This is a genomic window from Acinetobacter sp. TAC-1, assembly GCF_029025845.1.
GTDB classification, from domain to species: domain Bacteria; phylum Pseudomonadota; class Gammaproteobacteria; order Pseudomonadales; family Moraxellaceae; genus Acinetobacter; species Acinetobacter guillouiae.
The window spans coordinates 442,278-464,464 of the sequence record NZ_CP118892.1; the positions used below are offsets into that span (position 1 = coordinate 442,278).

Here is a 22,187-nt window from a genome sequence, read left to right on the forward strand (position 1 = left end):
CGTCTGCATTTTTAGCATGACAAAATTAAAGTTAGGTTAAATTTATGAATTCTATTGCTATTTTTTGTGGTTCATCGTTAGGTACGGATCAAATTTTTGCTGATGTAGCAGAGCTGACTGGTGAAACAATCGCCAAGCAAGGGAAAACTTTGGTCTATGGTGGTGGTCGTTCAGGCTTAATGGGCATCGTTGCTGACAGTGCTTTGGCAGCTGGAGGCAAAGTGATTGGTGTGATCCCTCAGGGTTTGGTCGATCGTGAATTGGCTCATCCAGATTTGACCGAGCTGTATATTGTTAAAAATATGCATGAACGTAAAACAAAAATGTCTGAACTTTCCGATGGCTTCATTGCATTGCCTGGTGGTGCAGGAACAATTGAAGAGATTTTTGAGCAATGGACGTGGGCACAATTGGGAATTCATTTAAAACCTTGTGCATTTTTAAATGTTGAAGGTTTTTATGATGATTTATTGAAATTTATTCAACTCACGACAGACAAGGGTTTTTCTAAAGCGCGTTTTACAGATCAGTTGATTCATTCTGCTTCGATCGAAGAAATTCTAACCCAGTTTAGTCGCTATCAAGCACCAGAACCAAAATGGGGTGTAAAAGAACGTGAAGAATTGGTTAAATTAGATCAAGCAGATCGTACATTTGGTTAAAAAACTAAAACACAATATATTGTTTTTAAATTTATTGCTGTCACAATATATTGTGTTTTTATTCTATTTTTAAATCTTATGAATGTAATTACTGTCGCGGCAGCTGTGATTTTGAATGATAAAAATCAATTGCTCTTGGTGAGAAAGCAAAATACACAATTTTTTATGCAGGTTGGTGGAAAGCTAGAACCCAATGAACCACCTGAGCAGACCATGTTGCGTGAGATTTTAGAAGAAATTAGTGTTCAAGCCGAGATTACTCAGTTTATTGGGCGTTTTGAAACAAAAGCGGCCAATGAAGCAGACTTTCAATTGGTGAGTTATCTCTATCTAGTCGACCTAGAGCAAATACCAAAAATCAATGCAGAAATTGCTGAAATGAAATGGATTGATTTGGATGATGCGCAAACGCTTTTAGCGCCATTGACCAAAGAGATCGTGATCCCATGGTGTAAAGCAAATTTAATCCATTCATAATTTTTGCTATGTTTGCTTCACAATGTATGTATCGCTGAACGATGAGGAAAATTTATTGAGCTGCGGCAATGCAGACGCTATAAATCTGCTGGCAGCCCAAGTTTTCTAAAGCATGGGTTAAAGCATGAATTGAACTGCCTGTGGTCACGACATCATCAATAATCAGTACTTTTTTATATTTTCTTTTTTCTGTTTTGATCATTTTAAATTGATATTCAATATTTTCTAAGCGCTCAATTCTACTTAAACCTTTTTGTGAATGTTGTGCTTCTCGAATCACGGGTTGCCATACTGGGATATTTAATTGCCTTGCCATGATTTTGGCGATAATCAGCATTTGATTGTAGCCACGTTCTTTTAAACGAGCAGTAGAAATTGGCATAGGAACAATGGCTTGAATTTTAGGTAGGCTTAAATTCAATAAACTTTGTGCCAATAGTGTCTGATATTGCAGTTGTTGTTCATATTTATAGACTTGGATGATGCGATCAATTGGGAAGTCGTAACGGTGAGCACAAACAATCTGGTGTTGATGCCGTTCTATATGCTGCTTATACCAAGGAAGTTCGTTCCAACACGTGTTACAAAGGGAATGCTGTTGTTGTCGATCTGTTCCACAAAGTAGGCAAGGGGAAAGGCTTTGTACGCTTTTATGGAGAACTCGATTGATAAATTGGAGCATGCTCTGTTCTATTTTTTATTTGTGATTAATTTCGCATAGTGTGCTGAATAGATCAATAGCAGATTTTTATTAAGCTTTATATCGCTTAATCTTCATATCACCATGTAATGACAACTTCCATGTCATCATTTGTGGTTATCGATTTTGATAAGCATCGTTAGACTGAATGAATCAAATATCTAAGCTATGCTGTTTATGCATGGATATTCTAAATACATGTTTAGACATAGGCATATCTCGGTGCTTCAGGTAACCAGCGTTTTAATAAAGCTTCAGCATTTTCTGGATCATCTTTGAGTACTTGACTGGCAACATAATGTGCTTGATTAAGTAAATGATCATCTCGTTCTAGCTTGGCGACACGGAAACCCAAATCTCCTGTTTGTTTGGTGCCCAGTAATTCACCTGGCCCTCGGATTTCTAAGTCTTTTTCTGCAATGATAAAACCGTCATTGGTTTCACGCATGATGCGTAAACGTTCTTGGCCATTTTGTGATAAAGGATGTTTATAGAGTAGGGCGCAGAAACTTGCGGTTGCACCACGACCGACACGACCACGTAACTGATGCAACTGAGACAGGCCTAAGCGCTCAGCATTTTCAATCACCATAATGGAGGCGTTTGGAACATCGACTCCGACTTCAATCACTGTCGTTGCAATCAGCAGTTGCAATTCATTGTCTTTGAATTGTTGCATGACCAGTTGCTTCTCATCGGCTTTCATTTTTCCATGGACTAAGCCAATATTAATCTGTGGAAAGCGATCTTTAATCTCTTGATAGGTGGCTTCTGCGGCTTGAGCATCGAGAGTTTCTGATTGTTCGACCAATGTACAGACCCAATATGCCTGTTTACCTTCAGCGCAGTTGGTGGTGATACGATTCAAGACTTCTTCTCGTCTATCAAGTGGAATCGTGACTGTTTGAATGGGAGTACGTCCAGGAGGCAATTCATCAATCACTGAGGTATCTAGGTCACCATAGGCCGACATTGCCAGTGTGCGAGGGATTGGTGTTGCTGTCATGACCAATTGGTGTGGTGTGGTGTTATCCACGCCTTTATTACGTAAAGCTAGACGTTGATCTACCCCGAAACGATGTTGTTCATCAATAATCACGAGACCAAGTTTGGAAAATTCAACATTGTCCTGAAATAAAGCATGGGTACCCACCACAATATTGGCAGTTCCATCTTTAATGGTTTGTTCAGCCGCAGCGCGTGCTTTGCCTTTTTGTTTGCCTGAAAGCCATGACACATTTAAACCGAGTGGCTCGAACCATTTCTTAAAATTGATATAGTGCTGTTCAGCTAAAATTTCAGTCGGTGCCATCAGCGCCACTTGCCAACCTTCTTCCAAAATATGACAAGCCGCAACACCTGCAACCAATGTTTTACCTGCTCCTACATCACCCTGAACCAATCGCAACATAGGTTTGTTTTGTTTTAAATCTTTGGCAATTTCGTTTGATACACGTTTTTGTGCATTGGTCATTTCAAAAGGTAAGCTTGCCAATAAGGCTTTTGCAAATTTTTTACTGGTTGAAAATGCTGGCGCTGCAATTTGTTGAATATAAGCACGTCGGGTTAATAGGCTGATTTGATGTGCAACCAATTCTTCAAAAATTAAACGTTGTTGAGCAGGGTGAGAACCTTGTGAAAGTTGCAGCATATTGGCATTTACAGGAGGATGATGAATATACTCCAATGCCTGTTTAAGCGCATAACCATTGGTGAATTTTTCAGGTAATAACTCAGGTAAAGCATCAGCGTGCTGGTTTAAAGCTTGCTTAACATATTCGCGTAATTTGGGTTGGGTTAAGCCTTCGGTGGCAGGGTAAATTGCTGTTAGTTGGGTTTTAGGGAGCGCTGTATGTTCGGTAATTAATTGGATCTCAGGATGGTAAAGTTCAAGGCCCCGAGCCCCTACACGGACTTCCCCAAAGATTCTTAAACGATTACCCGCTTTAGCACGATCTGTGAGTGCTTTATAGATATGATAAAAGCGTAAGGTAACCTTGCCAAAATCATCTTGCAATAAAATCGCCATCGATTTGCGTTTACCAGGTGGCATATCGATTGATCTGACCACGCCTTCCATGAGATAACTACGACCGACTTGTAATTGGTTCATGGGAATGATCGTGCTACGATCTTCATAATCACGTGGCAAATGAAACAGTAAATCATCTGTGGTGAAAATATTTAGTTTTTCAAGTAAAGCAGCGGCGGCATTGCCAACCCCTTGCAATTGATGGACGGCAGCCATGTCCCCTCAACTTAAGTTTGATTAATTTTGAAAATCGGTTTCGAAGAATAGGTCGTGTAATGCATATTCTATTTATTGGTTATGGTAAAACATCGCAACGTGTTGCCAAACAATTATTTCAGCAAGATCACCAAATTACCACAGTTAGCCGCGGTGCGAAAGATGATGATTTCGCACAACATTTGATTCAAGACATTCAACAACTCGATTTAGCGCAAATTCAGCCTGTCGATGTGGTGTATGTATTGCTCGCACCATCTCGAAATTCTCCGCTAAGTGCTATCGAAAATTATCAACAAACCTATGTCGACTCGGTACAGCCGATTGTAAGGGCTTTAAAAGACCATCCGCTCAAAAGAGTTATTGTGGTTTCATCGACACGTGTTTATGGGGAAAACCATGGTGAACGTATTGATGATGAGTCAAGGCCTATTCCAAGTGATCAACAGGGGCAGTTGTTATTGGAAATGGAGCGGCGATGGCAACAGGCTTATCCATCTAAATGTGTGATTGTGCGCCCAACTGGGATTTATGGTACATCCGTTGCTCGTATGATTAAACTTGCAGAAACCACACACAGCTATCCCAATATTCATTGGTCAAATCGAATCCATATAGATGACCTTGCAGATTTCTTAGCGCATTTGCTTCACGTGGAACATCCAGAAAAATCATATATTTGTACAAATAATCAACCGCTACCATTGCATGAAATAATTTTATGGTTCCAACAACAGTTGAATTTATCGCACTTAGTTTTAGAAAGTTCCAATCAAACAGGGAAGCAGATTTTTGCGGAGAGGATGCTTGCAACAGGATTTAAGTGGGCACATCAAAATTGTTATCTTGATTATCAGAAGAATTTAAACCTTAAAATATACTAGCTATTTTTAAGGATCATTTTACGTTTTAGATAAGTTTGGAAATAAACTAAAAAATTGTTAAGTATGAAAATGGGTTGGTTCAGTATTGTTCATCATAGAGATATTGAAAAGTTCCCTCTCCTTGCAGGAGAGGGTTAGGGAGAGGTAATCATCCCAACCTTCTCCCAAAGGAAAAAGGTACTTTAAAGCTTTTATTTTTTCTTCCGTTTTAAGCGCTTCTTGGCTTGTTGAGCGGCTAAAGCATCTAAAGCTTCTTTTAACTCCTCATCTGTAAATGAGGTGATATGGTGTAGCATTTGCAAAGTTACATCATCAAGCACCAAATTGGCATATTGCGCAACATTTCTAAACTGCTCATCAAAAACAATGGCATGGTCTTCATTGGTTTTGATATAGCCTTGTTCAGTTAAGACTTTCATAAAACTTTGGAATAACGCTTTATCAAAGAACTCAGGTGAGTTGAACTCATACAACACAGATAAACGTTGCCCAACCAAGTGACTTAATTCTTCAACTTGGCGAATCGAGATATTTCCAGAGCCACGTTGAGTAATTAAAGCCAGCGTCATGTAATAACGTTCAAGACTTTGACGTACTGGCGCAGCCAAAACAGCCAATTGATTATGGTCTTCTGAGTTTGGCGCAGGGCTGAAGATAAAATCTTCATCATCGACAAAAATTAAATTCGCTTGAGCCAAAGCATCGACATATTCAGTCACTTGAGCCTTGATTTCACTATCTTTCCATTTTAAGAACAACTCTGCTTTTAAGAATGGATAAAGGGTACGAATCACATTGAGTAAATCAGACTTACTGATCTTGCCATTGTGTTCGACCAATGCCGCAACCAACGACGGTAAAACAAAGGCATGCAAAATGTTATTGCGGAAGTAAGTCAGTAAAATGGCTTGATTATCTTCAATGGCAATAATATCGCCAAGGACGTGTTGAACACGTTTAATCAATTTCAACTTCATACCATAGGCAATGATTTCTTTGCCTGACAATGGTGTGACCTGAGTACGGCTGTCATAAGGATTTGCGGTTAATAACTTGCGATATGTATCAAGCTGTTTAATGCAGATTTCTTCATCAAGTGTGTGTTTTGGAGTTGCCAATAAAATCAGTGACAATAAAGAAACAGGGTTGATCACCACAGCACGGTTGATATTTTCCAGAATCGCATTTGCCGAACTGGTTACTGCATCTGAGACTTCTTGCGGAATTGGATCATCATTATGTTCAATGGTGATTTGATCAGCGCCATGTGCTTTGAGTAAGTCATCTAAGAAAACAGGCTCACCAAAATTAACATGCACTTTACCAAAAATACGCTCAATTTTTTTCAGGGTTTGCAAGATTCCCCAGATGGATTCAGCTTCTTTTGGCTTACCATTCATTTCGCCGACATAAGTTGCGCCTTCCATCAAGCGCTCATAACCCACATAGGTTGGGATAAAGACAATCGGTTTGGCACGGCCGCGCAAATGACCATGTACCGTCATTGCGAGCATGCCAGTTTTCGGTGGTAACAAACGCCCAGTTCGAGAACGACCACCTTCAATAAAGTATTCAAGAGGTGTGTTTCTAGACAGGATACTAAATAAATATTCTTTAAATACCGATGTATAAAGTGCATTGCCGCGGAATGAACGACGGATAAAGAATGCACCGCCTCCACGCAGTAATTGACCGACAAATGGCATGTTGAGGTTATCGCCTGCAGCAATATATGGCACCATCAAACCACGTTTATAAATCACATAAGACAATAACAAGTAATCGATATGGCTACGGTGACAAGGTGTATAAATCACTTCATAGTCTTTGACTAACTCGCGCACAGTATTGAAGTTATGTACTTCAACGCCGTCATAAAGTTGTGTCCATAGACGAGTCAAAGCCATATCTGCAAAGCGTACAGCCGATGCAGAATAGTCGGATGCAATTTCGTTTACAAAACCAATCGCTTTATGTTCAGCATCAATCATGCTGATTTTTGAGCGAATACTTTCTTTACGAATTGCATCCTGTACATCAGGGGCTTTAATCAGTGATTGCATGACATTACGGCGATCAGATAAATCTGGACCGAGAATGACCTCACGCTGACGATCTAAGTAGTCATTTAACTGATTGACAATATAAGTGGCTGGTGAAATATTGGGATGAGCAATTTTCGCATGATCCACCAATGCTCTAAGTGATTGCGCTTCATGGAATTCAAGGAATGACTGTCGACCATGTAAACCAATGTTCATCAACTGTTTAACTTTACTTGGCGTTGCCCAAGTGTCAGTAAATAACAGCTTAAACCAAGAGTCTTCTTTATCTGGTGAACGTCCCCACAGTACTGTAACAGGGATCAATTCAATATCTAAATCAGCATTTTGATCAAGTGATTCAATCAGTCTAACTAAACGCGGCGGATAAGCATGCGTAGGCGGATTAAAATAATTGTTTTCGTCTTGGTGTTGTAAAAATAAAATCGCAGCTTTTTCGCGACTATTGCCAATCATTAATGGGTCAAGTGCAGGAGGAAGCTGCAAACGACGTGTTTCACCATCAACAACTAAAGCATTACTTCGTGAGTAATTCTGTAGAACATAACAGACAACTTTTTGAGTTGTGGGCTGAATGAGTTCAGAATTTTCAGTTGAAGGGTCTAAAGGTTGAGCTTCTGTAGGAACCTCTCCAAGAACATGTGGTGTTACCACAAGGTCAAGTATTTTACTCGAAAGTCGACGATACATTTGACCAAAGCCACTCTTGGACATAAATACTCCTAGCCAATGGTGAATCACGCAATAAAGCGGATAAAAAATATTTTCTGTAATTAAAGCACAGAACAGTATGTCATTTTCTGACAAACTGCGGGTCGCTTGTCAGATTTTATCGTTAAAAAACGTATTTTAAACAATCCATCAGCACAAGAGAAGTGACAATACAGTTTATGAAAATTTAATGTTTCTCTCAGGACTTATGGCAAAATAGAGTTAAATCTCTAAAATATGGATACTTTGTTCTATCCATTGGAATAAAGTCAGTATTCAGTATATAGAAAGGTCACTTATGAATGCTTTAACCCAAGAGCTTGTAGAGCTTTTAACCCTTGAAAAACTTGAAGAACATATTTTTCGTGGTCAAAGTCGAAATTTAGTTGGTAAGCGTGTTTTTGGTGGGCAAGTTTTAGGACAAGCACTGCGGGCAGCATCATATACCGCTGATCGCCCCGTACATTCTTTACATGCATACTTCCTATATGGCGGGGATATCAATGCCCCAATCATTTATGAGGTTGATCGTTTACGTGATGGCAAAAGCTTCTTGAGTCGTCAAGTACGTGCAATCCAGCATGGGCGTACCATTTTTTCTGCAATGGTGTCATTTGCAACACCTGAAGAAGGCTTGAATTATCAAATTGCTGAGCCAGAATATCCAGCACCTGATGAATTAAAAGCTGAGCAAGAGCTTAAAGAAAATTTAATTAGTTTTATCCCAGAAAATATTCGTGCTGCGTTTATGCGTCCACGTCAGGTAGAAATCCGTCCGATCAATGTGACCAATCCATTTCAACCACAACCTGAAGCGCCGTCTTATGCACATTACTTGCGTACGCATGAGCCATTAGCTGCAGAACAGGCGGATGATATTTCCTTAAATCAGGCAATTGTTGCGTTTTATTCGGACTATACCTTGATGATGACTGCTTTGCGCCCGCATGGTCTCAATTACCTCTCGCCAAGTTTGCAATGTGCCAGTATCGATCATACGATCTATTTCCATAAACCAGTGAAAGCAGATGATTGGATGCTGTACGATATGGATGCAACAGTCAGTGCAAATTCACGCGGTCTGAATTTTGGTCGTATGTGGCAAAATGGCGAATTGGTTTGTAGTACGGTGCAAGAAGGTTTGATGCGGGTACGTGAAATCGAAAACCAATAAGATTTTATACTGATACTCAAATCCTAGAAATAAGCCATCATCTCTGATGGCTTTTCTATTTTTTAGCAGAGCTTGTGACAAAAAAATGCTCGATTCTAAATAACTTCAATGGCATAGTTCAACGTGTAAATATTTATAATAGTCAGCGAAGATGAGTTTAAACACCCAAATTTTTATTGCAGCCATTCTTGGTGTGGCATTTGGATTTTTATTAAATCAATTCCCTAATACTCAATTTTTAGATGCCAGCATTTATGGTTTGAGCATCGCCAGTAGTATTTTTATTGGTTTATTAAAAATGCTTTTGGTTCCACTTATTTTTAGTTCAATCTTGGTGGGTGTTTCAAACTTAGAAGCGGGCAGTCAACTCAGTCGAGTTTGGAAAATAACCTTGGCTTGTTGTGTGACCACAACGACATTGGCACTTATTCTCGGTTTAGCCTCGACACATCTATTCAATGTAGGACAAGGTGTGGACATTGCAATGTTTCAAGATGCAATGAATCAACATAAAAGCCCAGATTCACTGACACCCAGCTCGTTTTTAACCAATTTTATTCAAAATACCCTCATCAATCCATTTAAAGCATTTAGTGACGGCAATGTTTTGGCAGTCGTACTGTTTGCTTTGTTATTGGGTTTGGCACTGGTACATGGTGGAGAGCGCTTTAATTCAATCAAACAACTGGCACGTCAGTTTTTTGACATCATGATGATGTTAGTGGGTTGGGTGATGAAAGTTGCGCCGATTGGTATTTTTGCTTTGATGGCAAAGCTGATTGCAACAGAAGACATCTCTATTTTAAGCCGTCTTGCTGAGTTTGCTATTGTTGTTACGGGAACCACCATATTTCATGGTGTTGTGGTTCTGCCATTGTTGTTATGGATCTTTGGAAAAATGGATCCGATTACCTTTTTTAAAGGAACGCGTGCAGCATTAATTACAGCTTTTGCAACCAGTTCAAGTTCTGCAACCATGCCTTTGAGTTTAAAGTGTACTCAAGAAAATTTAGGCGTGCGTCCACAAATTGCAGGCTTTGTGATTCCTTTTGGTTCCCAGTTAAACATGGATGGAACAGCACTTTATGAAGCAGCAGCAGCGCTTTTTATTGCCAATTTAATGGGTTTAGAATTATCAATCACCCAGCAGGTAATTGTCTGTTTGACCGCGATGATTGCTTCATTGGGCGCACCGGGTATTCCAAGTGCGGGCATGGTCACCATGATCATGGTGCTGCAATCTGTGGGATTACCAGCGGAAGCAATTGCGATTCTTCTGCCAATTGACCGTATTCTCGATACTGTACGTACCGTAGTGAATGTACAAGGGGATATGATGATTAGTGTGGTGGTTGACCGAAACACCAAAGATATGGAAAGTTCAACTTAGTCTATGGTTAGGATCTTGTTCTAAAAGATTGGCCCAAAAAAAGCAGGATCTTAATCCTGCTTTTTTGATTGGATTTCAGTATTCATCACTATTCAATAGTTATTATGCTGCAACTCTAGGCAATGCACGTTTTGCCGCAGGGGATTGATCCAAATAAGCAATCGCATCTTCTGTTTTTGCTTCATGTACTGGATCATACCAAGGCATTAAATAGCCCAATTGCTGTGAAACCAACCATAATGGATGTGGCATTAAGCGATTATCTGATTGTGCGATACTTGCCCATTCACGCCAAATCCAAGGCTTATAGAAAGCAGGTTTTTTATCTGCATAACGTGGGTCTTGCCCCATGATATGTGCAGCACCATCAACCCATAAGCCTAATACAGCGGCAATCACGATAACACTTTGATAATAACGGGAAATATAACCGCCACCTAAATGACGATACAGATCAAAAGCCACTGTGCGGTGTTCAATCTCTTCGGCACCATGCCATTTGACTAAATCAAGCATATTGGGATCTGCACCCAATTCCGCCCATTTTTTATTATAAAGCGCATATTTACCCAAGACACAAGTCATATGTTCAACAGTGGCGACGATACCTAAGCGGAACAAATCCCATTGATGATCAAGAGCTTTGGGTACTTTAAAGCCGAGTGGTTGATCTGCAAGTAATTTACCAAACAAGAAATCCATAATCTCAAGATTACGTTGAATATCAATATTACGCACAGTTAAGTATTCTTTATTTGCCGAAGCATGTGCTTGGGCATGCATAGCTTCTTGGCGGATAAAGGCGCGAACATCTTCAGCTAATTTTTCATCTGTGATTTTGGGTAAAACACGATTGTATAAACGGCAAAACCAAAATTCACCTGCTGGGAGAATATTGTTAATTTCATTGATAAAGTAGCTGACAAATGGCTGATTTGGAATCCAATCGACAGGGGTATCTTGCCATTCAAATTTCACTTTACGTGGTTTGATGTGGTACTGAATAGACGATCCAATCCGACTGTTCTTTAATTTAGCGAGTAACTTCATCACAGTGTCCTAATTTTTCTTTGGTGATTTCACACTTTATTATTCAAGTATAAAAAAATGTCCTAAATAGTTATTAGCAATTTAGGACATTCCAGTATCAATATGTGATGAATTTTGTTAGACAAGACTTTTTTATTTATGCTTGTGGATTTTCATCTACATTTCCATCAATATTTTCACTATTGAATTCGGATTCTTGGTCTTGATCAATGAACTCATCATCCAAATCATCTTCAGTGGCTTCAGGAATTGCATCAATATCAAAATCTAAAGTTTTGTCTAAGGTGTAATTTAAGCGACCGGCCATAATTGACGCAAGTTCTTCTAGACCTTGTTTATTGAGTGATGAAAACAGTTGTATTGAAAAATTCAACTTCATTTTCTTCAATTGTTGTTGTACATCTAACAACACTTTACTGGCAGGACCACGGTTGAGTTTGTCGGATTTAGTCAACAGTACATGCACAAACAAGTGACGTGAATATGCCCATTCCAGCATCATCACATCGAAGTGTTGTAAAGGGTGGCGAATATCCATGAGTAGAACCAGACCTTGTAAACTTTTTCGATGAATCAAATAATTCTCAAGTTCTTTTTGCCAGACAATTTTCATTGCTTCAGGTACAGCTGCATAACCATAACCTGGTAAATCGACAAGGCGTTGATCTGGATTACCTAAACTAAAAAAGTTAATCATTTGCGTACGGCCAGGTCTTTTCGACGCGCGTGCCAATTGCTTTTGATTGGTCAATGCATTGATAGCACTTGATTTTCCTGCATTTGAACGGCCTGCAAAGGCAACTTCATAACCGGTGTCTTCTACACAAAGATTCAGTTTAGGTGCACTCATCAGAAATTCAGCTTTACGCAACCAGTTCAAAGATGAAGTTGAGTATTCTGAAATCGCAGGATCAGCCTTTTTTTCATAACTGATTTTTTGTTTAGGGGCGCTTGAGGTCTTACTATTTTTAGACTTTCCACTGCTGCGATGCATATTTCAACTTCAATAAACGGATAAACAAAGTGCATTATAAAGGAAGTCGGTGATTCAAGCGAATTTTGATCGTGTTAACTGAGATATTGATTATTGAGATGCTGGATGATGAGCTTTTGCGATTTACACATTGAGATTGGGAATAGGCGAGTTTACGATCTTTGGATGTTGTGGTGGTGCATTGAGAACATCGGCAACAGTATAGTGATCTAGGCTTTGATAAAACTGTTCAACGGCCTGATCTAAAATACCCTTTAAGCCGCAGCGTGGACGTAGCACACAAGGTGGCGTATTGCACTCTACAATTTGTGCATCGCGTTGGAGAATTCTTACAATATGTCCTAAGCGAAATTCTAAGATATCTGGGTTTAAGCGCAAACCACCGCCTTTACCTCGTGTGGTAATCAACCAACCTTGTTTTCCCATAAAATGCACAATTTTGACCAAGTGATTTTCTGAAACATGTAAATCTTCTGCAATTTCGGCAATTGTATAAGGCACATCTTTTGGAGGCGCGATGTACATTAAGATGCGCAGGGCATAGTCGGTAAATTTATTTAGTTGCATGTAGGCTGCTCATCTATGGGTAAAGATGTATCTCATCCTGAAATAAATAAGGCCAGTCTATCATAGACCAGCCTTATAAAGAACGAATGGAGATTTAGATACCTGCACCACCCGTACCAAACGCTTCACTATGAATTTGTTCAGGTTTAATACCACGAGCCACCAATGCTTGGTGTTGTTGTTGCATAAATGGTATTGGGCCACAAAGATAATAATCAGCATGGGCTGGGAGTAATGCTGTATCAAGCGTTGCTAAGTCTAAACGACCAGCCACATCATAGTCCTCACCTATAACATCACCGCTATGTGGGAACTCATAAGCTGTAAATGTACTGAGACGTGGGAATTTAGTTTTTTGCTCTTGGATATGTTGTTTCATCGCATGTACTTGGCTACTGCGACATGCATGAATAAAGCTAGCCGGTTGAGGCATGTCTAAAGTCACCAATTGGTTAAGCATTGCAATCATTGGGGTTAAACCTACACCCGCACTAATGAAGACATTACGTTTGCTACTATCAATCAGGTAGAAGTTACCTGTTGGAGCAGACACTTCAATTTCTGAACCTTCAGCTAAGCCATGTAAAGTATTTGATACCCAACCACTTGCCAAATCACCTTTTTCATCTTCACGTTTAACTGAAATACGTAAATAGTCTGCCTGTGGACTTGTCGATAGCGTGTATTGACGTGGTTGTTTTAAGCCTAATGCTTCAACAAATACGCGCACTGAAATATATTGACCCGCTTCATATTTAGGTAATGCACCACCATTGACTGGTGCAAGATAGAAAGAGGTAATTTCTTCGCTTTCATCCACTTTTTTAGCGATTTTAAATTTACGCCAGCCTAACCAGCTGCCTTGAGTTTGTTGGTGCTGTTCATAAATCGCTTTTTCAGTACTGATAAATAGATCGGCCAATTGCCCATAAGCTGCAGCCCATGCGTCAATTAATGGATCTTCCATCGAAATAGTTAATACTTCACTAATTGAATGTAATAGGTTTTCACCGACAATGTTGTAATCAGGTGCTTGAATATTCAGACTGACATGTTTATGGGCAATCAGTTCAACCACAGGCAAAAGTACTGAAGGATCTTCAATATTTTCAGCATATGCTAAAACAGCACCAGCCAAAGCTTGAGCCTGTGCACCACTACGTTGATGCCCCATATTAAAGGTTTCTTTTAATTCAGGATTATTGCCGAGCATGCGGTTATAAAAATAACCGGTAAGTGCTACACCATTTTCGCGAAGAACAGGAACTGTTGCTTTTACAAGGTCAATTTGCTGCGGAGTCATTGTTGATCTCTCTTGGCTGTCATTTATAAGATGTATTTAAAATACATCTTATAAAATGTATTTGCAATACACCTTTAAGAAAAACACATAAAATAATTATGGTTTAGTTTGAGTTTAAGTTTTATTGATTGAAATTATTGAATTTATTTTTAAGTTTTTAGATGAATTTTTTGAATAAGTTTTTAGATATGCTTTTAGATATGTTTAGCGGGCTTGATAAGCGGTATAAGCGAATAAAAACATAAGCAAGAAGATAAGCTATAAAAATGGAGAATAAAAAAGGAGCGCTAACGCTCCTCATATTTGTGTTTAAACGAATCAACGCCCACCAAATAATGAACCTAACAAACCGCGGACCAGTTTTTGTCCTGTAGGACCACCTAAGGTTCTTGCGGCGCTTTTAGCAAAAGTTCCGATCACGTCTTGAGTCAGTTTGGCACGTGCAGCTGCAGCTTTTGCTTCCTCTTTTTCTAAGCGTTCTTGCTCTTTGGCTTGTTGTTTATCGATGGTCTGTTGTTGCTTTGTGAGCTCTTCTAATTGCTTGGCTTGTTGAGCCACTGCATCAAAAGCCACCTGCTGTTGTGAGCTATCAGAAACTTTACGTTGTAGCATTTCATAAGCGCTATCACGATCCACTTCATTATCATAAACACCCGCAACAATACTTTGTGCCATTAAGGCTTTTCGTTCATCTAAAGTGATTGGGCTAAATGATGAGTAGGGTGGCATCACCATCGCTCGTTCAACCACTTGAGGTGTACCTTGTTCATCTAGGCAACTAATAAGCGCTTCACCAACAGCCAATTCTGTAATTGCTTGATCTACTTTAAACTCTGGATTAGCGCGGAAGGTATCAGCAGCAGTTTTTACTGCTTTTTGATCTTTAGGGGTAAACGCGCGTAAGGCATGTTGTACACGGTTGCCCAGTTGTCCTAAAACATTTTCTGGAATATCTAATGGGCTTTGTGAGATGAAATAAATTCCGACACCTTTAGAGCGAATTAGACGGACCACTTGTTGAATTTTTTCTTGTAAAGCTGGGCTGGCATTATCAAAGAGCAAATGCGCTTCATCAAAAAAGAACACCAATTTTGGCTTATCTAAGTCACCGACTTCAGGTAGCTTTTCAAATAATTCTGAAAGCATCCAAAGCAGAAATGTTGCATAGAGCTTTGGTGTGTTCATCAGCTTATCCGCAGCCAAGAGGTTAATATAACCATGTCCATTGGCATCAGTTTGGATAAAATCCATAATATCAAGGCTTGGCTCACCAAAGAAACGTTGACCGCCCTGATCGCCTAAAGCCAATAGATTACGCTGAATAGCACCTAAACTTGCTGGTGAGAGATTGCCGTATTCTGCTTTTAAAGCCGCAGCATTTTCACTGACATAGGTCAGCATGGCTTTTAAATCTTTAAAATCAATTAACAGTAAGCCTTGATCATCTGCAACACGGAACACCGCTGAAAGTACACCTTCTTGAGTGTCATTTAAATTCAGCATTTGCGAAAGTAACAGTGGGCCAATTTCAGAGATTGTGGTACGGATCGGATGTCCTTGCTCACCAAATAAATCCCAAAAAATAGTCGGTGACCCAGCAAAAGGAACACTGTCTACCCCTAAGCTTTTAATGCGTTCTTCAAATTTAGGATTGGTTGAACCTGCTTTGGCGATACTGGAAACATCCCCTTTGGCATCGGCAAGAAATACGGGTACACCAATTCGTGAGAAACTTTCAGCAAGCACTTTAAGGGTAACGGTTTTACCTGTACCTGTGGCGCCTGCAATTAAACCATGACGGTTAGCAAATTGTGAATGTAATACAATATCTTGTGTTGTATCTGAAGTTTTTTTTGCGATGACGATTGGTGTGCCCATTGTTATTCCTATAGCTTTAATTTGAGTTTGGATATTCTTTATCTGACTCAATATTTATATCATTGTTGTTATACAAAATTGCATTAAATGATGATGTTGTAAATCTGTTTTTATTGTTGAATATGACTGTAGGGTGGTGTGGATTGTTTCTTGAAATGCACAGGGAATAAGTAAAAGCTAAATGTACTTTTCGCTGAATGATCTCTGCACTTAATCGTGTTTAAAGGTGAGTGTAGGGCCCTTGCCATCATTTATATAGCAAAGACCCAGAGATTATGTATTAAGCCTGCTGAGTTGAAATATTAAGCTTGAATGGCTTGAAGTGCGTTTTGAATATCTTGGATTAAATCGTCTGGATGCTCTAAGCCAATACAGAAACGAACCAATAGACCTTGCTCTAGATGTGCGCGTTCTAAATGACGCATGTCAGTCAGATTATAAATCATGACTAAGCTGACAGGACCACCCCAACTAAAACCGAGTTTAAATAAAGATAAATGATCACAAAACTTTCTGATTTTGTTGATATCAAACTCAGGTTTAAAAATAACACTAACCAGGCCAGCACTTTGTCCTGTTTGACAGGTCTGGTTCCAATAGGTGTGACTTATATTGTCAGAATCCGCAGGGTGTAAAACTTGAGCAAACGCATTTTGACTCTTTAACCAATTTAAAATCTTTAAAGCACTTTGCGACTGATGCTCATAACGAATTTGCATTGAGACCAAACTACGTTGCACTTGTGCAGCATCATCACCTGAAATCGCGATACCTTGAATGGCATGCATACGGAACAGCTTATGATGTAAGGCTTTATCTTGAGTGACCACAGATCCCATTAAAATATCGCCACCACCACTTGGGTATTTGGTTAAGGCATGTACACTGATATCTACACTTAAATGTTCATGACTAAAATCAAAGGCATTAAACGCTAGGCCAGCGCCCCAGGTATTGTCCAAAGCCGTGAGGATATTTTTTGCTTTGGCTTTTTTGACTAAACTCACCAAATCAGGAAATTCGAGTGTGACTGAACCTGCGGCTTCTAGCCAAATCAGTTTGGCATTTTCATTGGGTTGGAATGTGTCTGCATCGATAGGATTATAAACTTGAACAATAATGCCATAACTTTTTTCAAGATGACGTAGATGTTCCATGTTGGGACCATAGATATTGTCAGCGACCCAGACTTCATCTCCATGGCTCAAAAAACATGAATTAACCAGATTAATCGCAGATAAACCACTGGGTGCAAGCAAGCAATATTCACCACCTTCTATTTGGGCAATGTGATCGCCTAGGGTAAATGTTGTCGGTGTGCCATGTGTGCCGTAACTATAGTCATAACGATCTGTCCAATGGCGATTAAATAGTGCATCGGTATTTTCAAATATAATTGTTGACGCACGAAATAGGGGAGGCTGTATTGTATTTATATATTGTGGTGCTTTACGAGAAGAATGAATTAAAGCAGTAACTGGTTTTTGTTTCACAGGAATACTCAATTTTTGTTAATAGCTGGACTAAAGTAAGCAAAACATAATCGCTCAGTGACGAAAAGCAATAAATTGTGAAAAATAATAAATAAAATTGATATTGGCTTCATTTTTGCATTTATCCAACTATGTTTTGTGGTTTGTAGCGTAATTGATACAACAAGAATAGGTGATAACATGAAAAAACTTAAAGTGCATTATTTTCAGCATATTGCAGGTGAAGGCTTTGGTAGCTGTTATGAGTATTTAAAAGCAATGGGCGCAGAAATTACTGCAACAGAATTTTTTGCTTTACCCACAGATTCACAATTAGAAATAGAAGCTTTGCCGCATGTCAATGATGTGGATTTACTCATCATTATGGGTGGGGAAATGAGTGTAAATGATGAAGCCAACTATCCTTGGTTAAAGGTCGAAAAACGATGGATTCGCCGTTATTTGGCTTCGGAAAAGCCCGCAATCGGGTTGTGTTTGGGTGGGCAGTTGATAGCCAATGCTCTAGGTGCCAATGTTCGACGTAATACTGTGCAAGAGATTGGCTGGACCTTGGTCAATAAAAGCAACCATGTGCCAGAAGGTTATTTCCAATTGCCTGAGCGGGTCAATGTCATGCAATGGCATAGTGAGACCTTTGATATTCCTAAAGGCGCAATTCGTTTGGCGGAGAATCCAGCATGTCCCAACCAACTTTATCAGATTGGTAAAAATGTATTGGGGTTTCAGTTCCATCCAGAAATCACCCCGCATAGCTTAAAAATCTTCATTGAGCATGAAGAAGAAGATATGGTGTTTAGTGGAGTACACAGTCAATCATTATTGAAGCTAAAAAAATCGCAACAAACGGATTATGTGATTGGGAATCAGTTGCTCAATCATGCGATTGACTACGTTTTAAGGGTTTAAGCTGGTGTTTAAATAATAAGCGCTTTATTTATAATTAATTACTCAAAAAAAGGTAAAAATGTCCAAATAAGTTTGCTTAAGTGTTAAACAATCGTTATAATGAGCGACCCTCCGATATGGCGGGGTGAATGGCGAAGAAAGTCATTCAGATCGTTACAGTCGTGGCATCGATCACGACCTTAGTGATTTTCACTGCCTTTGACACTTACCTTATTTAGTGGGGTGAGATGCGTCAAGGGTGATTCTTTATATATTTGGCTTGGAGTTAACTGGTATGTCTAACCAGAGAATTCGTATCCGTCTTAAGTCTTTTGATCATCGTTTAATTGATCAATCTTCTCAAGAGATCGTAGAAACAGCAAAACGTACTGGCGCACAAGTGTGTGGTCCAATTCCGATGCCTACTCGCATCGAACGTTTTAACGTTTTAACATCACCACACGTGAACAAAGATGCGCGTGACCAATATGAAATCCGCACATATAAACGTTTGATCGACATCGTTCAACCTACAGATAAAACTGTAGATGCGTTGATGAAGTTGGATCTTGCAGCTGGTGTTGATGTTCAGATCGCATTGGGTTAAGGCTTTCGGTTAATTAACGCTCTATAAGTTAATTAGGCCGCTTTTTTAGAGGTTTATGCACATGGCTATTGGTTTAGTCGGTCGCAAGTGCGGTATGACACGTATCTTTACAGATGCTGGTGTTTCTGTGCCTGTAACAGTGATTGAGGTTGATCCTAACCGTATCACTCAAATCAAAACGCTTGAAACTGATGGTTATCAAGCGATTCAAATCACTACTGGTGAACGTCGCGAATCTCGCGTAACAAATGCTCAGAAAGGTCACTTTGCGAAAGCTGGTGTTGCTGCTGGTCGTTTAGTTAAAGAATTCCGCGTTGCAGAAGCTGATCTTGAAGGTCGTGAAGTTGGTGGCACTATCGGTGTTGATTTGTTCGCAGTAGGTCAAGTTGTTGACGTTACTGGTCAATCAAAAGGTAAAGGCTTCCAGGGTGGTGTTAAGCGTTGGAACTTCCGTACGCAAGATGCTACACATGGTAACTCAGTATCTCACCGTGTAATTGGTTCTACAGGTCAAAACCAGACTCCTGGTCGCGTGTTCAAAGGCAAAAAAATGCCTGGTCACTTAGGTGATGATCGCGTAACTGTACAAGGTCTTGAAATTGTATCTATCGACGCAGAACGTTCAGTTCTTGTTGTTAAAGGTGCGATTCCTGGTGCTACTGGTGGCGACGTTATCGTTCGTCCTACGATCAAGGCCTGAGGGGAAATAACGTGAATTTAAAAACTGTTTCCGGCTCTGCTGTTGAATTGTCTGAAGTTGCTTTCGGACGTGAATTTAATGAAGCTCTTGTACACCAAGTTGTTACAGCTTATTTAGCTGGTGGTCGTCAAGGCTCTAAAGCTCAGAAGTCACGTGCAGACGTTTCTGGCGGTGGTAAAAAACCATTCCGTCAAAAAGGTACTGGCCGCGCTCGTGCTGGTTCTATTCGTAGCCCAATCTGGGTTGGTGGTGGTAAAACTTTTGCTGCTCGTCCACAAGATTGGTCTCAAAAAGTAAACCGCAAAATGTACCGCGGTGCAATGCAATGTATCTTAGCTGAACTTGTTCGCCAAGATCGTCTTGTATTGGTTGAAGAGTTTGCAGTTGAAGCTCCAAAAACTAAAGAATTGCTTGCAAAACTAAACGGCTTGAACGCTACTCGCGCATTAATCGTTACTGAAGCTGTAGATGAAAATCTATATTTAGCTGCTCGTAACCTTCCACACGTTGATGTGGTTGATGCTGCTGGGATCGATCCTGTTGGCTTGATCGCGTTTGATAAAGTTGTTATGTCTGTTGCGGCTGCTAAGAAGATTGAGGTAGAACTCGGATGAACAACGAACGTATCTATCAAGTCCTAAAAGGGCCTGTTTTTTCAGAAAAAGCACAAGTTCTAGGCGAAACTGCTGGTGTTCAAGTTTTTAAAGTTGCTATCGATGCAAACAAACTTGAAATCAAAAAAGCAGTAGAGCAATTATTTGGTGTAGAAGTTGTTAAAGTTAACACGACTATCACTAAAGGTAAGACTAAACGCTTTGGTAAAACATTAGGACGTCGTTCTGATGTTAAAAAAGCATACGTCACCCTGAAAGCTGGCCAAGATGTTGAAATGGCTGACTTGGGCGATACCGCTGAAAGCACAGCGGAATAAGGACGAAAATTATGCCAATTCAAAAATGTAAGCCAACGTCTCCAGGACGTCGCTTTGTAGAGAAGGTGGTTCATAATCATCTTCACAAAGGCGCGCCTTATGCACCGTTGGTTGAAGCTAAAAAACGTACTGGTGGTCGTAATAATAACGGTCACATTACAACTCGTCACGTTGGTGGTGGTCATAAACAAAACTACCGTATCGTTGACTTCAAACGTAACAAAGACGGCATCCCTGCTGTAGTTGAACGTATTGAATACGATCCTAACCGTACATCACATATTGCTTTATTGAAATATGCTGACGGTGAACGTCGTTATATTATTGCTGCTAAAGGCTTGCGTGCTGGCGATAAAGTACAATCTGGTAACGATGCTCCAATTCGTCCAGGTAACTGCTTACCGCTTCGTAATATGCCTATCGGTTCTACATTACATAACATTGAGCTTAAAATCGGTAAAGGTGCACAATTAGTGCGTTCTGCTGGTACTTCTGCTCAGTTGTTGGGTCGTGACGGTTCTTACGCAATCATTCGTCTTCGTTCAGGCGAAATGCGTAAAGTACACGTTGAATGTCGCGCTGTGTTAGGTGAAGTATCTAACTCAGAAAGCAACCTTCGTTCACTTGGTAAAGCAGGTGCTGCACGCTGGCGTGGTGTTCGTCCTACCGTTCGTGGTATGGCGATGAACCCAGTTGACCATCCACATGGTGGTGGTGAAGGGCGTAACAAAGGTATTCAACCTGTAAGCCCATGGGGTCAAAAAGCTAAAGGGTACAAAACTCGTACCAATAAGCGTACGACTAAGATGATCATTCGCGACCGTCGCGTTAAGTAACAAGTAAAGGAATCTGACAATGCCTCGTTCTCTGAAAAAAGGCCCATTCGTCGATGCGCACTTGTTCGCTAAGGTTGAAGCGGCTATCGCGGCTAATAACCGTAAGCCGATCAAAACTTGGTCGCGTCGTTCGATGATCCTCCCGGATTTTGTTGGTTTAACAATTTCTGTACATAATGGTCGTAACCATGTTCCAGTGATCGTATCTGAACATATGGTTGGTCACAAACTCGGTGAATTCGCGCCAACTCGTACCTATCGTGGTCACGGTGTTGACAAGAAGTCTAAACGTTAAGGTGCTATGATGGAAGTTACTGCTAAATTACGCGGTGCCGCTATCTCGGCACAAAAAACTCGTTTGGTTGCAGACCTAATCCGTGGCAAATCTATTGCTCACGCGCTTAATATCTTAAACTTCAGCAACAAAAAAGCTGCAGTTGTAGTGAAAAAAGCATTGGAATCTGCAATTGCAAACGCTGAACACAATAACAGTTTAGATGTAGACGACCTTAAGGTTACTACGATTTACGTTGATGAAGGCACTAGCCTTAAACGTATTATGCCACGTGCTAAAGGCCGTGCAGATCGTATTACTAAGCGTACTTGTCACATTACCGTTAAGGTAGGGGTTTGA

22 protein-coding genes are annotated in these 22,187 nt (G+C 40.1%); 13 read left to right on the forward strand and 9 right to left on the reverse strand.

What is annotated here, in order from left to right; translation table 11 throughout:
• The first annotated feature begins 44 nt into the window (after positions 1-44).
• Positions 45-662 carry a TIGR00730 family Rossman fold protein gene (locus tag PYV58_RS01990; protein ID WP_034614402.1) on the forward strand — a complete coding sequence of 206 codons (618 nt, stop codon included), beginning with the start codon at positions 45-47 and terminating at the stop codon, positions 660-662.
• A gap of 78 nt (positions 663-740) precedes the next feature.
• The gene (locus tag PYV58_RS01995; protein ID WP_034614399.1) at positions 741-1,139 is read left to right on the forward strand and encodes an NUDIX domain-containing protein; all 399 of its coding nucleotides are present in this window, start codon (positions 741-743) and stop codon (positions 1,137-1,139) included.
• A gap of 52 nt (positions 1,140-1,191) precedes the next feature.
• On the opposite strand, the gene PYV58_RS02000 is transcribed toward PYV58_RS01995, so the two are convergent.
• Both PYV58_RS02000 and recG read right to left on the reverse strand, forming a co-directional pair.
• Positions 1,192-1,821, reverse strand: a complete 630-nt coding sequence (locus tag PYV58_RS02000) for a phosphoribosyltransferase family protein (protein WP_034614395.1) — start codon at positions 1,819-1,821, stop codon at positions 1,192-1,194.
• A 220-nt stretch (positions 1,822-2,041) separates the two neighbouring features.
• Positions 2,042-4,087, reverse strand: a complete 2,046-nt coding sequence (gene recG / locus PYV58_RS02005; RefSeq protein ID WP_034614392.1) for an ATP-dependent DNA helicase RecG — start codon at positions 4,085-4,087, stop codon at positions 2,042-2,044.
• A 59-nt stretch (positions 4,088-4,146) separates the two neighbouring features.
• Between recG and PYV58_RS02010 the strand changes: the two genes are divergently transcribed.
• Positions 4,147-4,971: an NAD-dependent epimerase/dehydratase family protein gene (locus PYV58_RS02010; protein ID WP_034614388.1), complete on the forward strand. Its 825-nt coding sequence runs from the start codon at positions 4,147-4,149 to the stop codon at positions 4,969-4,971.
• Between the two features lie 191 nt (positions 4,972-5,162).
• Here the strand turns inward: PYV58_RS02010 and plsB are convergent, their stop codons facing one another.
• The gene (plsB, locus tag PYV58_RS02015; protein WP_004816852.1) at positions 5,163-7,748 is read right to left on the reverse strand and encodes a glycerol-3-phosphate 1-O-acyltransferase PlsB; all 2,586 of its coding nucleotides are present in this window, start codon (positions 7,746-7,748) and stop codon (positions 5,163-5,165) included.
• Between the two features lie 295 nt (positions 7,749-8,043).
• On the opposite strand from plsB, the gene PYV58_RS02020 reads away from it, so the two are divergent.
• Positions 8,044-8,919 (forward strand): acyl-CoA thioesterase II, encoded by an 876-nt coding sequence (locus tag PYV58_RS02020; RefSeq protein WP_004725658.1) that lies wholly within the window; start codon positions 8,044-8,046, stop codon positions 8,917-8,919.
• Positions 8,920-9,070: 151 nt separating this feature from the next.
• On the forward strand, positions 9,071-10,309 hold the full coding sequence (locus tag PYV58_RS02025; protein ID WP_034614383.1) for a dicarboxylate/amino acid:cation symporter: 1,239 nt from the start codon (positions 9,071-9,073) through the stop codon (positions 10,307-10,309).
• Positions 10,310-10,411: 102 nt separating this feature from the next.
• Here the strand turns inward: PYV58_RS02025 and PYV58_RS02030 are convergent, their stop codons facing one another.
• From PYV58_RS02030 to PYV58_RS02055, 6 genes are all read right to left on the reverse strand, one after another.
• The gene (locus PYV58_RS02030) at positions 10,412-11,359 is read right to left on the reverse strand and encodes a metal-dependent hydrolase (RefSeq protein ID WP_004816855.1); all 948 of its coding nucleotides are present in this window, start codon (positions 11,357-11,359) and stop codon (positions 10,412-10,414) included.
• 136 nt (positions 11,360-11,495) lie between these two features.
• Positions 11,496-12,353: a ribosome biogenesis GTP-binding protein YihA/YsxC gene (gene yihA / locus PYV58_RS02035; RefSeq protein ID WP_004816856.1), complete on the reverse strand. Its 858-nt coding sequence runs from the start codon at positions 12,351-12,353 to the stop codon at positions 11,496-11,498.
• Positions 12,354-12,476: 123 nt separating this feature from the next.
• Complete coding sequence (locus PYV58_RS02040) at positions 12,477-12,920, reverse strand: Rrf2 family transcriptional regulator (protein WP_004816858.1); 444 nt, start codon at positions 12,918-12,920, stop codon at positions 12,477-12,479.
• Positions 12,921-13,014: 94 nt separating this feature from the next.
• Positions 13,015-14,223, reverse strand: coding sequence for an NO-inducible flavohemoprotein (gene hmpA, locus PYV58_RS02045; RefSeq protein WP_275059694.1), 1,209 nt, complete (start codon positions 14,221-14,223; stop codon positions 13,015-13,017).
• Positions 14,224-14,541: 318 nt separating this feature from the next.
• Positions 14,542-16,101: a helicase HerA-like domain-containing protein gene (locus PYV58_RS02050; RefSeq protein ID WP_034614375.1), complete on the reverse strand. Its 1,560-nt coding sequence runs from the start codon at positions 16,099-16,101 to the stop codon at positions 14,542-14,544.
• Positions 16,102-16,403: 302 nt separating this feature from the next.
• Positions 16,404-17,594 (reverse strand): PLP-dependent transferase, encoded by a 1,191-nt coding sequence (locus PYV58_RS02055; RefSeq protein ID WP_034614372.1) that lies wholly within the window; start codon positions 17,592-17,594, stop codon positions 16,404-16,406.
• 180 nt (positions 17,595-17,774) lie between these two features.
• Between PYV58_RS02055 and PYV58_RS02060 the strand changes: the two genes are divergently transcribed.
• The 8 genes from PYV58_RS02060 (at position 17,775) to rplV (ending at position 22,187) form a co-directional block, all read left to right on the forward strand.
• Positions 17,775-18,500: a type 1 glutamine amidotransferase gene (locus tag PYV58_RS02060; protein ID WP_004725673.1), complete on the forward strand. Its 726-nt coding sequence runs from the start codon at positions 17,775-17,777 to the stop codon at positions 18,498-18,500.
• A 274-nt stretch (positions 18,501-18,774) separates the two neighbouring features.
• A complete protein-coding gene (gene rpsJ, locus PYV58_RS02065; RefSeq protein ID WP_004725677.1) occupies positions 18,775-19,086 on the forward strand; it encodes a 30S ribosomal protein S10 in 312 nt (103 codons plus the stop codon).
• 61 nt (positions 19,087-19,147) lie between these two features.
• The gene (gene rplC / locus PYV58_RS02070; RefSeq protein ID WP_004816868.1) at positions 19,148-19,786 is read left to right on the forward strand and encodes a 50S ribosomal protein L3; all 639 of its coding nucleotides are present in this window, start codon (positions 19,148-19,150) and stop codon (positions 19,784-19,786) included.
• An 11-nt stretch (positions 19,787-19,797) separates the two neighbouring features.
• On the forward strand, positions 19,798-20,400 hold the full coding sequence (gene rplD, locus PYV58_RS02075) for a 50S ribosomal protein L4 (protein WP_004816870.1): 603 nt from the start codon (positions 19,798-19,800) through the stop codon (positions 20,398-20,400).
• Positions 20,397-20,717 carry a 50S ribosomal protein L23 gene (gene rplW, locus PYV58_RS02080; protein WP_004725684.1) on the forward strand — a complete coding sequence of 107 codons (321 nt, stop codon included), beginning with the start codon at positions 20,397-20,399 and terminating at the stop codon, positions 20,715-20,717. The genes rplD and rplW overlap by 4 nt, the downstream gene beginning before the upstream one ends.
• An 11-nt stretch (positions 20,718-20,728) precedes the next feature.
• Positions 20,729-21,553, forward strand: coding sequence for a 50S ribosomal protein L2 (rplB, locus tag PYV58_RS02085; RefSeq protein WP_004725686.1), 825 nt, complete (start codon positions 20,729-20,731; stop codon positions 21,551-21,553).
• 19 nt (positions 21,554-21,572) lie between these two features.
• A complete protein-coding gene (rpsS, locus tag PYV58_RS02090) occupies positions 21,573-21,848 on the forward strand; it encodes a 30S ribosomal protein S19 (RefSeq protein WP_004281508.1) in 276 nt (91 codons plus the stop codon).
• A 9-nt stretch (positions 21,849-21,857) separates the two neighbouring features.
• Positions 21,858-22,187, forward strand: a complete 330-nt coding sequence (gene rplV, locus PYV58_RS02095) for a 50S ribosomal protein L22 (RefSeq protein WP_004816873.1) — start codon at positions 21,858-21,860, stop codon at positions 22,185-22,187.